Genomic DNA, 11,629 nt, shown 5'->3' on the forward strand with positions numbered 1-11,629 from the left:
ACCGTCCGGGCTTCGGTGCACGCTCTCGCCTCGGTTCCCGGTCCGCGCCCGGGAACCGGGGCGAGGCGGTCCGGGCTCGGTCGGCGCTCGGTCCGGGTACCGCGGCCGCGGACGGGGATGGTCGGCTCGACAATGTAACAACGACTACTAACTCGCTCGTCCCAGCTACTACCTTCCCCCAGTGCATCGGCAAGGCGAGATCGGTGTAGTCGACGAGGGGTGGGCGGCGTGGACACCCCTCTCCCGAATCGAGGAGGAAAGCGGCACCCGACGTCATAGCTCTGCCGAGGAACGTGTACCTCGGTGGACAAGCCGATGCAGGCCGACCATGCCGGCATCTTGAGAGCGCCGGAATACGACTCCTGCTCTCCCGACCAGGTCTGCCCTGCAAGTTGGCTAGTGGCACTGCCCAGATCGTTGGCCTGGCTATGTCGAGGGTGACGTGCGGCAGGATTCGGGTGTGATCAATGTCGAGGAGTTCCGACGCGTCCTGTCCGGTCCGGTGGATGGGGAAGTTCCGCAGTCGCTGATCAGTCGGATTACTTTCGCTGCGGAGAACCCTGGTGCGGTGATCTCGCGTGCCCGTGAGGTCATGGTGTCTGTCTTCGAGGGCGGTCGGGCTCCATGGCCGGAGCTGGAGAGCTGGAGGGCTGCTCTGCCTCTTTGGTTCGCCGAAGCGTGTGCTCCTGAGCGGTCACCTGAGCAGGCTCAACTTGAGCTGGCGGCCTGGCGTCGTCTCACACAGGCAGAGCGGGCTGCATGCGAACCGGCGTGGACGCTGTCAGGGTGGGTGCACTGGTTTGACCCGAACGGCGCTGGGCCGGAGCGGGGATGGACCTGGTGGCATGCGGGGGCTGCGGGAGAGACCGGCTGGATTGATGTCGCTGTCGAGGATGTCCCGTTCACCTCAGGCGCGCTGCTGTGGCTGATCGTAGCCGCTGGAGGGCGGGAGGTTGACTCGGATTGATGCCTAGCGTCTTGTCACGCAGCCTTGGCCGGGTAATCGGTCCAGGTGCGGATGGGTGAGTCGGGGGCGAAGTTGGTCTTCGGTTCGGCGCGTGCGTTGTGCCAGCGGATGTAGGCGCCGATGGCGGCGTTCTGCTCGTCGTGGCTGTGGTGGTCGGTGCCGTTGGGCGCGAAGTAGCGAAGCGCCGCGAACTCGGCCTCGATCCAGTTCAGCCATGAGCCGTAGGTGGGCAGGAAGACCAACTCGACCTGGTTGACCGCCGCCCAGGCCCGCACGTTGGGGTGCTTGTGCGGGGAGAAGTTGTCCAGCACGACGTACAGCTTCTCCCCGGGCCAGGGGGCGCGCAGGGTCTTGAGCAGGCCGAGGAACTCGAGCCAGCGCTTTCGCTTGCGGATCCGGTAGTAGATCTTGCCGGTGGCCAGGTCGAGGGCAGCGAGCATGTGCATCACGCCGTCGAAGCGGTTGTAGGTGGCCCGTAGCCGACGCGGCGAACGCACGGGGCGCCACGCTTTGCCCTTGCGCGGCTGGAGGTTGAGCGGTCCGAACTCATCGACGCAGACCACCCGGCCGTCGGCGGGCGGCGCGTCGTAAAGCTCCAGGACGCGGTGCATCTTGGCGATGAACGCCGGGTCCGTGGAGGACTTCCACGTCGTTGTCGTCTGCCAGGAGACCTTGCCCTCACGCAGGATCCGGCGCAGGGTCTCCCTGCTGACCGCGGTGACGACCCTGTGCTTGACCAGGTGCTCGGCGAGCTTGGTCAGGCTCCAGGTGGAGAACGCGGCGATGCCCCAGTCGGCGGGGGACGTCCGGGCGATCAGGCAGATGCGCTCACGCACCTGGTCACTGATCGTCTTCGGGCGTCCCCCGCTCCATTTTGGGTCCAGCGCGTCGAACCCCCGCTCGTTGAAGGCGTGGATGACATCGCGCACGTAGTCCTCGCCGACCCGCGGCAGCGAGGTGATGTTCTTCACCGGCTGGCCCTGCGCGGACATCAGCACCACGATCGCCCGCCGCAGCCGGACCGGATCCTTCGAGGTCCGGCCGATCCGTTGAAGCCGCCGGCCCTCCTCCATGCTCACCGGCCGGACGACACTCCCGGACGACGCCCCACGACCACCTCCAAGATCAGATCCCGGAGACAGCCTGACGGACTACCAGCAGCCGATCAATTTCCCGGTCGACCTATCGAGCCGAGCCACTAGATGATGTTCCAGCTGAGCTCGTCACGGCCGGAGCGCAGGCCCTGGATACGGCGACGAACCTCTTCGAGCGTCGGGCTGCCGACAGAAGCTCGTTTGGCGTTCGTCGTGATCATCCTCAGTTCCCGCAGCCCGGACAACACCGGAAAGCCTTCCCACGAAGTCACGTCGAAGCCGTACCGGTCGGCGAACGCCCGGTAGTGGGCCGAACCGTAGCCGAAGCGACGGCAGTGGATCTCGACGGTGACGAGGTCGAGCTCCGGCTGCCCGAAACAGGCGGCGTCCCAGTCGCACAACACCGCTTTCCCCTGGTGGTGCAGGGCGTTCCGGTGCTGCGGATCGCCTTGCAACACCCCGGGGGCCAGGGCGTAGCGCACCTGGCGCAGTGCGGCGTCCAGTTCGGCCAAGCGCTGTTCGAGGAAGTCGAGGTCATCGTGGGGGAGCGCGGTCGTCTCGGCGATCGAGCGCCTGATCGCTCCGACGGTGTCGACGGGGCGCACTTCGAACGGAGGGGACGGAAGCTCGTGAAGCGTACGGAGCGGTCCGGCGAGGTGCGCCGCGGGTACGGGATGGTCGGGTTGAGGAAGGTAGCGCCAGAACGTCACGGCGTTGCCGTCGACGATGACCGGCTGCTCCAGCGGCAGCAACTCGACGGTCGGGAAGCCGTGAGTGGTGAGCCACTGCACCAGCTGCACGGTGCGACGGACACCGGTCAGGGACGTGCCGGCCCGGGCGATCTTGGCGACCACGCCGGCGGCCGGCAGGAGGTAGACGGCGTTGGTGTGGCCACGCAGCACGACGGCGTCCGCCGGGTCGAGCCCGACAAGCGTGCAGGCGGCTTCGAGAACGGTGACAACCTCGGACTCGGCGAATCCGCCGATCCGGACGACCGGAGTACTCATGCTTGTCAGGCTGCCGGTCGGCGGGCCGATCTGTCACGTCGCGCAGCCCGGCAGCGCCAGGAGTTCGCTGAGCTCCCGGGCGGCGCGCGGCCGTACGTTCTCCGGCGTCAGCTTGATGACGTCGGCCGCGCGGGTGCCGAGGATCTGCGTGCGGTGGTCCTCGGGAACCATTAGGTACGTCTCGCGAGCCAGCTGGCACGCTTCGGACACACCGTGCTGTTTGACCAGGCACATCGCCTGCTCCAGCCGCAGCAGCGCCGGGTCGATGCCGGTGTGGTCGGGGTAGAGGCGCAGCGCCTCGTCCTGGGCCCATCCGGCCTGTGCCGTGTCCCCGAGCGCTGTGTAGGTGCCCGACAGATACAGCTGGAGGCGCCGGTAGGGGAACGCCCAGGCGTCGTCCTCGTGGCCCTGGGTTGGTGGCCGGCTGCGTTCGAAGAGGGCACGGGCTTGCGTGATTGCCGTGTGGGCTCCCTCCTGGTCACCCTGATGTGCCCTGACCCGGGCGTCGGCGACGGAGGCGAAGGCTCCGCTGACGGTCGGGCGTCCGCGGTTGAGGAGCACGGCCTCATGAGTGAGGGTGGCCGCTTCCTCCAGGGGTCCGTAGTAGAACGGGAGCATCGCTGCCTGCACGCGTACTCGTGTGCGCAGTTCGCGATTGCCGCTGTCGTCGGCCGCTGACCTTGCGGTGCCGAACCAGTCCCGGGCCTGCTCTTTGCGCCCGAGCTTCATCAGGGCGTCAGCGGTGAGGGTGGACAGTACCGCGAGCATTTCGGACAGCCGAACCTGGACGAGTGCGGGCTGCCGTTCCGCGGAGTACTGGCGGACCTCCTCCAAGGTGGTCAGCAGCCTGGCCAGGATCACCATCGGAGGAGCGCTGACGTACTCCCTCCGCAGGGCGAGCAACTTTCCTTCCAGTGACTCCAGTTCACCACTGGTGAGTGTCGTCGCCGCCAGCGTGCGCTCGATGGCGCGACGGTGGGAGCGGGACAGCGCGTCCAAGGCGTCGCCGGCACCGAGGAGGGAGAGGGCTGTTGGAGAGCGGGCAGCTGCAACGCGCGGGTGGGCAGGCGCCGGGAACGCGGCCCCGGTGAACGGGATCTCCGTTCGGTAGCCGCCGGTGAGGCCGAGCCCCTGCGCATCGGTCTCGTACAGGCGGCACAGCAGGTCGATGGTCTGCATCCGGGGCGTTCGGACGCCCCGTTCCCACACCCCCAGCTGCTCGGCGTCAAGACGCGGCCGATGGAGCCCGGAGGCTGTACACAGGGCGATCAGTTCGGCGACCGCGCACTCGCGCGTCCATCCCCGGGCCAGTCGGTGAGCACGAAGCGGACTGACATCGCAGCACCCGACGATCTCGGACACCGTGGTGTCGATCGTCCAACTCTTCGCTGAGGCAGCAGCCCTGATGCGCGCTGCGCAGGACGGCCCATGAGCCATGGCCCACCTCCCTGTCACCGGCTGAAATCCTAGCCTCCAGATTTACTGATGACATGTCAGGACCAGTAACTCATTACTGGTTTATCAAACATCGAGACCGGAGCCAGTGAGTTCGAGTAGGAACAGGAACTTCTTCCGTTTGCCGGGCGGTGGTTGTGCGGCGAATCTCAGTGGGCAGGGTGAGCGCCCGCTCGCAGGTTTCCCGGCGGCCCGGGATCACCCGCCCCACGTACAGCCCGGAGGAACAGCCCATGTACCGCGTCTTCGAACACAGGGCCCCGCTGAGAACCGCCTCCGTGGTCGACATCCGTAACCAGCTCCGCGACCACGTGAATCGCCTGAGAGCCGTCGCCCTCGACGACGACCGGTCGTACGCCCTGCGCGTGTGCAGCTCGGAGTTCGTCACCAATGCGATCAAGTACGGCGGTCAACACGCCGACGAGAAAGCCGACTTGCTCATCGTGGGTGAGATCGACACCCGGCGAAGCCGGCTCCGGATCACCGTCACCGACCCCCGCAGCACGGTGCCCGACATGGGTAGTCGCGCCGAGGACCTGAACGCGACCGGCGGTCGGGGGATCACCGTCGTCGAGGGTTACGCGGACGACATGGGGTGGTACCAGCGGCGCGACAACGCGGGTCGGGCCAGCGGCTGGTCCGTGTGGTTCGAGCTCGACGTGCAGTTGATGGAGACCTTCGGCCAGGCCACCGCTGTCGAGGCGGAAGCGCAGCCGAACGTCGTCCTGCGCCGGGTGGGGGTGGTGCAGGAGGCGAACGCCGCCGCGCTCGCTCGTCGTGCCTGGCCGGGGTGCGTCGGATGGCCCAGCGGCGGAGGGGCCACGCAGTCGTCCCTGTGTGGGTCGAAAGCGTCCTTGGTGAGGTCGACCCGGTGCTCGTAAAGCACTGGGGCCGCAACGCGGACAATGTGGTGACCGGCGAAAGGGGGGCGTGCCTGGGTGGTGCGCACCCGCGCCCGTGCAACTGGGAGATGTGATGACGGTGCTTCACCGGCCGGAGCCGCCGCTGCCGGAGGTCGAGGAGCCCACGATGCGGAGGTGCGGCCACTACATCGAACTCACCGAGGGCGAGGCCGTGGTGCTCGCGATGCTGGCCGGTGACCTGAACTCCGTGCGGATCGCGGACCGTACCGGCTGGTCGTACAACGTGGCGCGGGGTCGCCTGCTCAGGTTGAAGCGCAAGACCGGGGCCGAGTCGGCGCCGCAGGTCGTTGACGTCGCCTGCCGTACGGGCCTGCTGGTACCGCCCCTGGCGGGGCTGAGGACGCCTCTGCCGCCCCTGGCCGTGCTTTCCTTCCGGGCGGTGGCCCACGGGCGCACCAATCGACAGGTCGCGCTGCTCCGGGGCGTTTCCGAGAGCACGGTCGGCGCGGACCTGGCGGCGATCAGACATCGGATGCGCACTGAAGGGAATCCGGCGGCGGTCTATCGCCTCCACGGAGTGCCAGGCGTCATGGACACCGCCGTGCCGCCGTGCCCGGCTTGCTCGCGGGGCGCAGCCCGTTGACCACCGTGATCTCGCGATCGGTTCTGTGCCGCGCGCGCCTTCGCCCTGAACGTGTCGGCCCTGCGCCCGCCCCGGTGGTGTCGCGGCAAACCGGCGGGCCCGGGACCCAGCGCCAGGGTCCCGGGCCCACCGGTCGTGGTCAGATCCAGGTGTAGTTCTGGTCGGTGACCGGTTCCAGCTCGAACGTCGCCAGCTGTGCCTGCGGTGTGGGGAGTTGGGCGAGGACCTTGCCGATCGGCGGGAAGAGCGGCAGGTCGGCGGTCTTCCGGTAGTCGATCCACTCGATGGTGCCGACCTCGTGGCTGCCGTCGGGCAGCTCGTCGAACTCCTGGGTGGCCAGGGTCGCGCGGACCTCGGGGGTGACGTGGGTGCGGTAGATCAGGTGGATCTTGCGGGGCGCGGCGGTCGGCCCGGGCCGGGTGACCCGGGCGTCAGCCAGCCCGATCAGCTCCAGGTCGTCGGCCTGGTCGGGGGCGAGGCCGAGCTCCTCCTGCAGTTCGCGGGCGGCGGCGGCGCGGAAGTCCTCGCCGGCGGCGACGTTGCCGCCGATGGTGGTGTAGTGCGTCGAGTCGGCGCGGTCCCGGCGCAGCAGCGCGACCTCGGTGCCGCAGAAGACCAGACCGGTGACCCGGACCTTGATCCTGCTGAACGGCTGCTCGGTCGTCGCTTCGGTGGTGCTCATGGGTGTGGTCTCCTCGGTGGACGTGTCCGGGCGGGTTGGGCCCGATGATGCCTCCCGGCTCAACGGCTGGGAGGGGTTTGGGGTTTGGCGTCGCTTTCTAGACCGCCCCGGGGAAGCCGTGGAGGGTTCGGGCTTCGCTCTGCGGGACGTGCTCCATATCGACGCCCGTGAGGGGGATGCGTCGCAGGCGGCAGCCGGTGGCGCGGATGACGGGGGACAGGTGGCAGGGGTCCATCTCCTCGACCATCAGCGTCGGGCGCGCGGTCCGGATGTTCTTGCCTCCGGTGAGGGCCGACGGCAGGTGCCCGCCGCCGAAGGGCATCGGGGTGATGCGCCAGATCGGACTGCGGTCGCTGGAGACGCTGGCCTGTCCGAAGCCGCGCTCCTCGCGCAGGGTCATCGGCTCGCCGTTGGTGCCGGCCAGTCCCCGGAAGAGTGCCTGGGCGCGGCCCTGGTTGACGATCTGTCCGGTGTCGATCGTGAACGCGCGGTCGAAGAACGTGCTCGCGGGGTAGCCGGCCTTGAGCAGGGCGCGGGCGTAGACGCTCATCTGCGGGAGGACCTGCTCGCGCAAGTGGGCTGCGGCCAGCTGGTCGACGGGGTCCAGGGCCATGGCCTGCTGGCGCAGGGCGGTGAGGACACCGTCGATGTCGGCGGGGGTCGCGGCGGGGAACCCCTGACGCCGGCCGATCCGGCGGGTGGTCTTGTAGGCCAGCAGCGTGTTGAGGAAGTACCGGGTGGTGTCGGTGTATCCGGCGTTCTTACGCCGTTCGGTGGCCGGGTAGAGGTTGAGGGCGGTGAAGCGGCCGTCGGGGTGGAAGTCCGGGTCGGCCACCTGGTGCGGTCGCTGTCCTGGGACCAGGGCGCCGAGATGGCCACCCACGGCGCCTTCACCGTCGCCACCGGAATCCCGGTCTACTTCTGCGACCCGGCCAGCCCCTGGCAGCGCGGCTCCAACGAGAACACCAACGGCCTGCTGTGGCAGCACTTCCCCAAGGGCACCGACCTGTCCGTCCACGGCCCGGAACACCTCACAGTGGTCGCCGCCGAGCTCAACGGTTGCCCACGCAAGACGGTCGGCTGGGAAACCCCAGCCGAGCGTCTGGCTAAACTCCTTGCGGCCTAGACAACCGACCACGTGTTGCGACGACCACTAGAAACCGCCTGCGGCCGGGCGGCCCCTCGGCAAGATCTTCATCAATCTTCTAGGGGTTGATGCCGTCGAACTGGAGCACCCTGTAGGGGGCTGGGGTCCTTCCGTCCCACTGCGAGACGATCACGGTGAGCGAGGTCGCGCTCGCGCTGCCGGGGTGGATGTACCCGCCGTACAGGACCGGGACCACCGGTTTGCCCGCGTGGCCCGGCTTGGTCGGGTCACCGACGATCTGGGTGAGCGGCTGGGACCACGCCCGGTCCGGCCGGGGTGCGGTGCGGGTGCGGATCGAGTAGTCGCCGCAGTCGAAGTAGCTCATGCAGTACGTGTCGCCGATGCGTTTGACGGAGAACTCACCGATGTTGTTATCGGAGGGAAAGAGGACAGTCGGTGGGGCCGAGGTGGTCCACTGCCAGGTGCCGCCGAGGTAGGCCCAGTTCTGCTGGGCGCCGAAGTTGCCGTCGTGGAAGTCGTTCGGCTGGATTCGGAACAGCTGGATCTCTCCCTTGTCGCCCAGGTTGAGATGACTACCGTTCCATCGCTTCGAGAAGATGTACAGCCAGCCGTCCGGGTCGATGCCGGCGAACGACCACATGCCGTAGAGGGATTGGTTGATCCCCTTGAAGTCACCGTCCCAGTGGTAGGGGAAGTCCTGCCAGGAGACCCCGTAGTCGTCCGAGTAGGCGACGCCGGACATGAGCGAGCCATCGTGACCGTCCGGCAGCGGCGGGTCCTTCGGTCCGCCCCACGTGGCCACGGACGTGTACTGGATGTAGGTACGGCCGCCGAATTCGATGCAGTCGTTCGGGATCCGGGAGATCTCGTAGCCGAGCCCGTTGTCCGCCCTGGTGTGGTAGGGGAACAGCTGACCGGCCTGACCCGTGGTGGGCATTGCCCAGGTGAAGGAGATCGGGGTCCCGCCGGACGGGTCGAAGCCCGCTTGGTTCAGCATCAGTGGCGAACCGAGGTAGTCGTCACCGCCGCCCTGCTGCATCCCCCGCCACGAGTCACCGAAGACGTAGCCCCAGCTGTTGTCGTGCTGCCGGAAGTACGGGATGGCCAGGTCGCCGCAGCCGAGACCCTGTTGGCTCGCGGAGTCGCCGGGCTGTTGGCACAGCGGAGTGCCCTGCTGGAGCAGGCGGGGAGCCGCGACGGCGGGCGTGACGACGCCCAGGCCGGTGCCCGTAGCCGCGGCGAGGCCTGCCGCAGCCTTGAGAACCGAACGGCGGTCGATGTGTGGTGAGTTGGACATGGCGCATCCTCCAGGACGTTCCGTGCCGGTGACGTGCTGCCGACTGGCGGTACGGATATCCCCGGGCGCCGGGCGCGGCACGCTCAGCCGCAGGCGCGTACGAACAGTCTCGGCCACGCGGTGCGCCCCGGACATCTGTGCGCGCCCTTGCCGGAAGCCGCGTGCTGCGCGACGCTGGAACAGTGGATCCTGAAGCAGTGATTGCGGCGGCTCTCGCAGCGGGTGCGGTGGCCAGCTCCAAGGGCGTGATGACGACCATGGCGACGGACGCCTACTCGGGCCTCAAGGCCCTCGTGCTGCGTCGGCTCCGTGGGGAGCCGGCCGCGGAGGTGGCCCTGGAGCGTCTGGACGACAACCCCGAGGCCTGGCAGATGGCACTCCGGGCGGAGCTGGTGCGAATCGGCGCAGGTGAGGACGAGCAACTGGTGGCCGCAGCACAGGAGGTGCTGGGCATGCTCGACGCGGCCGGTACTCGGTCCGGGCGGTACCAGGTCGACGCAAGAGGCGCCCAGGGTCTGCTGATCGGCGATCAGGGCCACCAGAGCAACGTCTTCAACGCGCCTCCCTCCGCTACGGATTGAGGCGATCAGTCGAACGCGCGGAGGTGGGCCACCTCGGGGCCTGGCTCCCAGCCCTGGGCGGGGCGGCGCAGTTGCCAGCTCTCCGACCAGGCTCCGGAGGCCCGGAGCACGGACGGGCCGCGTTCCTGGTCCGCCTGCACTGTCAATTCGCCCCAGGGGACGAACAGGCAGAAACCGTTCCCGGCAGCAATGTCGGAGGCGCTGAAGCGGACCGGGCCGCGGGGGTCGCCGATGTAGGTGCCGAGGTGCAGGTAGGTGAGTTCGAGCCAGCGTCCCGCACCCAGCCAGCTGCCGCTGCTCAGCATGCACCGGATTCCGATGCCCGGGGTGCCGTCGTCCTTGCGCACGCTGAACTCGTTCAGCAGGGGGCCGCCGCGTTCGACGTGGCGGGGCAGCGGCCGATAGTCGGGCAGGACGCCGTCGGGGACGAGCGTCCACTTCTCGTGGCGGTCGCCGGTTACCGTGAGCTGGGTTGGCACCTGCGGTGGTGGTGAGGACAGCTCGAACCGCAGGCGCAGGTACGGCTCGTCGCGCTCGCCGTTGCCGACCAGGCCAGCCGCGTGCGCGGGCAGGGTGGCCGGGGCGGAGGCATCAGGAGCGGAGGAACTCCTGACGAAGGCTTCGCCGAACTGCCTGAACGGACCCGTCGGTTCAGCTCCCTCCCCGTACCATACGAAGGCCACCCCCTCCTGGTCCGGGCAGTGGACGAGGTTGGCGAACTTGACGCACCGGACGCCGGCGAAGGCGCCATCAGGGAGCGAGACGGCTCGGTAGCAACTCACGTGCGGGCCTGCGTAATACACGATGGCGGTTCCTCACTTCGCGGCGCCGTGGACACCGTGGGGCAGGTAGTGGAACAGGTACACGCCAGACTCGCCCACCGCGCACAGCAGCGGGCGGCTGGGGTGCCAGACGAGGCCGAGCAACGGGGTGACCACGCGAATCCCGCAGCAGGGTTCGTCGCTGCCAGGCCGCCACATCCGGAGCCGTCGCTCGACGATGTCCGTTGTGATCAGCGAGCCGTCGGGGGCGAAGGTGCAGGCGACCACGCCGCTGCTGTGGCGCGCCAGGGTGGTCCGTGGTGTGCCGGAGGCGGCGTCCCAGAGGATGGCTGTCCGATCGTGGCTAGCGGAGGCCAGAAGCGCCCCGTCCGGGGAGAACGCGCAGTCGCTGACCAGGTCGGCGTGACCGGCGAGGACACTCCGGAGCCGGCCGGTGGCGGTGTCCCACAGGCGGACGGTGTGGTCGTGGCTGGCCGAGGCGATGGTGCTGCCGTCCGGGGAGAACGCGCAGGCCGAGACGGCTCCGGTGTGGCCGGCCAGGACGGTCCGGGGGCGACCGGTGGCGGCGTCCCAGAGCCGAACCGTGTCGTCGCGGCCGCCGGTGGCGAGGAGCGTGCCGTCCGGGGAGAACACGCAGGCTGTGACCGGGTCCTCATGACCGGTGAGGACGGTGCTGTCAGGACGGCCAGTGGCGGCATCCCACAGGCGGACCGTCCCGTCGTGGCCGGCGGAGGCCAGAAGCGCCCCGTCCGGGGAGAACGCACAGCCGCTGATGGTGTCGGTGTGACCCTCCAACCGTTGCTTCAGCCATCCGCCGGCCACGTCCCAGAGCCGTACGGTCCGTTCGCTGCCCGCGGTCGCCACAGTCGCGCCGTCCGGGGAGAATGCGGCGGTGTACTCCCACCTCGGCGAGGGCTGGGTGCGGGGCGTGTCGACGGTGGTCTGCCACAGGCGGATTCGGTGGTCGTGGCTCGCGGTGGCGAGCAGGGTGCCGTCCGGGCTGAACGCGCAGGAGGTGACGGTCTCGCAGTGGTCGGCGAACAGGGTGCGCTGGGTTCCGGTGGGGACGTGCCAGATCCGGGCCGTACGGTCGTGCCCGGTGGTGGCGAGCAGGGTGCCGTCGGGGGAGAAGGCGCAGGCGACGGCTTCG

12 protein-coding genes and 1 pseudogene are annotated in these 11,629 nt (G+C 68.9%); 5 read left to right on the forward strand and 8 right to left on the reverse strand.

Annotated features, from left to right (window positions below; genetic code table 11):
* Nucleotides 1-460: 460 nt before the first annotated feature.
* A complete protein-coding gene (locus tag ABTZ03_RS23255) occupies nt 461-967 on the forward strand; it encodes a hypothetical protein (RefSeq protein WP_350514966.1) in 507 nt (168 codons plus the stop codon).
* Nucleotides 968-981: 14 nt separating this feature from the next.
* On the opposite strand, the gene ABTZ03_RS23260 is transcribed toward ABTZ03_RS23255, so the two are convergent.
* From ABTZ03_RS23260 to ABTZ03_RS23270, 3 genes are all read right to left on the reverse strand, one after another.
* On the reverse strand, nt 982-2,040 hold the full coding sequence (locus tag ABTZ03_RS23260) for an IS630 family transposase (protein WP_350515022.1): 1,059 nt from the start codon (nt 2,038-2,040) through the stop codon (nt 982-984).
* A 125-nt stretch (nt 2,041-2,165) separates the two neighbouring features.
* Nucleotides 2,166-3,068 (reverse strand): phosphotransferase, encoded by a 903-nt coding sequence (locus ABTZ03_RS23265; protein WP_350514967.1) that lies wholly within the window; start codon nt 3,066-3,068, stop codon nt 2,166-2,168.
* A 33-nt stretch (nt 3,069-3,101) separates the two neighbouring features.
* Nucleotides 3,102-4,505: a helix-turn-helix domain-containing protein gene (locus ABTZ03_RS23270; protein WP_502894562.1), complete on the reverse strand. Its 1,404-nt coding sequence runs from the start codon at nt 4,503-4,505 to the stop codon at nt 3,102-3,104.
* Between the two features lie 251 nt (nt 4,506-4,756).
* Between ABTZ03_RS23270 and ABTZ03_RS23275 the strand changes: the two genes are divergently transcribed.
* Both ABTZ03_RS23275 and ABTZ03_RS23280 read left to right on the forward strand, forming a co-directional pair.
* A complete protein-coding gene (locus ABTZ03_RS23275) occupies nt 4,757-5,404 on the forward strand; it encodes an ATP-binding protein (RefSeq protein ID WP_350514969.1) in 648 nt (215 codons plus the stop codon).
* Nucleotides 5,405-5,498: 94 nt separating this feature from the next.
* Entirely contained in the window at nt 5,499-6,029 is a 531-nt protein-coding gene (locus ABTZ03_RS23280; RefSeq protein WP_350514970.1) for a helix-turn-helix transcriptional regulator, read from the forward strand.
* A 139-nt stretch (nt 6,030-6,168) separates the two neighbouring features.
* Here the strand turns inward: ABTZ03_RS23280 and ABTZ03_RS23285 are convergent, their stop codons facing one another.
* Nucleotides 6,169-6,711: an NUDIX domain-containing protein gene (locus ABTZ03_RS23285; RefSeq protein WP_350514971.1), complete on the reverse strand. Its 543-nt coding sequence runs from the start codon at nt 6,709-6,711 to the stop codon at nt 6,169-6,171.
* Nucleotides 6,712-6,808: 97 nt separating this feature from the next.
* Nucleotides 6,809-7,546, reverse strand: coding sequence for a hypothetical protein (locus ABTZ03_RS23290; RefSeq protein WP_350514972.1), 738 nt, complete (start codon nt 7,544-7,546; stop codon nt 6,809-6,811).
* On the opposite strand from ABTZ03_RS23290, the pseudogene ABTZ03_RS23295 reads away from it, so the two are divergent.
* Nucleotides 7,547-7,837 (forward strand): annotated as a pseudogene (locus ABTZ03_RS23295) (IS30 family transposase); the annotation flags it as partial.
* A 79-nt stretch (nt 7,838-7,916) separates the two neighbouring features.
* Here the strand turns inward: ABTZ03_RS23295 and ABTZ03_RS23300 are convergent.
* On the reverse strand, nt 7,917-9,116 hold the full coding sequence (locus ABTZ03_RS23300) for a glycoside hydrolase family 183 protein (protein WP_350514973.1): 1,200 nt from the start codon (nt 9,114-9,116) through the stop codon (nt 7,917-7,919).
* A gap of 197 nt (nt 9,117-9,313) precedes the next feature.
* Here ABTZ03_RS23300 and ABTZ03_RS23305 point away from each other — a divergent pair, with 197 nt between their 5' ends.
* Nucleotides 9,314-9,697 (forward strand): Het-E N-terminal domain-containing protein, encoded by a 384-nt coding sequence (locus ABTZ03_RS23305; RefSeq protein WP_350514974.1) that lies wholly within the window; start codon nt 9,314-9,316, stop codon nt 9,695-9,697.
* A gap of 5 nt (nt 9,698-9,702) precedes the next feature.
* Here ABTZ03_RS23305 and ABTZ03_RS23310 read toward each other — a convergent pair whose 3' ends face one another.
* The gene (locus ABTZ03_RS23310) at nt 9,703-10,479 is read right to left on the reverse strand and encodes a hypothetical protein (RefSeq protein ID WP_350514975.1); all 777 of its coding nucleotides are present in this window, start codon (nt 10,477-10,479) and stop codon (nt 9,703-9,705) included.
* Nucleotides 10,480-10,512: 33 nt separating this feature from the next.
* On the reverse strand, nt 10,513-11,629 hold a 1,117-nt coding region (locus ABTZ03_RS23315), incomplete at its 5' end, for a WD40 repeat domain-containing protein (protein WP_350514976.1).

The sequence above is a fragment of the Kitasatospora sp. NPDC096077 genome (assembly GCF_040303245.1).
In the GTDB taxonomy this organism is placed as follows: Bacteria; Actinomycetota; Actinomycetes; order Streptomycetales; family Streptomycetaceae; genus Kitasatospora.

What these genes read in the sequence shown, in the direction of transcription:
- ABTZ03_RS23260 (WP_350515022.1), bottom strand. Translation starts at nt 2,040, where the DNA reads ATGGAGGAGGGCCGGCGGCTTCAACGGATCGGCCGGACCTCGAAGGAT.
- ABTZ03_RS23285 (WP_350514971.1), bottom strand. Translation starts at nt 6,711, where the DNA reads ATGAGCACCACCGAAGCGACGACCGAGCAGCCGTTCAGCAGGATCAAG.
- ABTZ03_RS23275 (WP_350514969.1), top strand. Translation starts at nt 4,757, where the DNA reads ATGTACCGCGTCTTCGAACACAGGGCCCCGCTGAGAACCGCCTCCGTG.
- ABTZ03_RS23300 (WP_350514973.1), bottom strand. Translation starts at nt 9,116, where the DNA reads ATGTCCAACTCACCACACATCGACCGCCGTTCGGTTCTCAAGGCTGCG.
- ABTZ03_RS23265 (WP_350514967.1), bottom strand. Translation starts at nt 3,068, where the DNA reads ATGAGTACTCCGGTCGTCCGGATCGGCGGATTCGCCGAGTCCGAGGTT.
- ABTZ03_RS23270 (WP_502894562.1), bottom strand. Translation starts at nt 4,505, where the DNA reads ATGGCTCATGGGCCGTCCTGCGCAGCGCGCATCAGGGCTGCTGCCTCA.
- ABTZ03_RS23280 (WP_350514970.1), top strand. Translation starts at nt 5,499, where the DNA reads ATGACGGTGCTTCACCGGCCGGAGCCGCCGCTGCCGGAGGTCGAGGAG.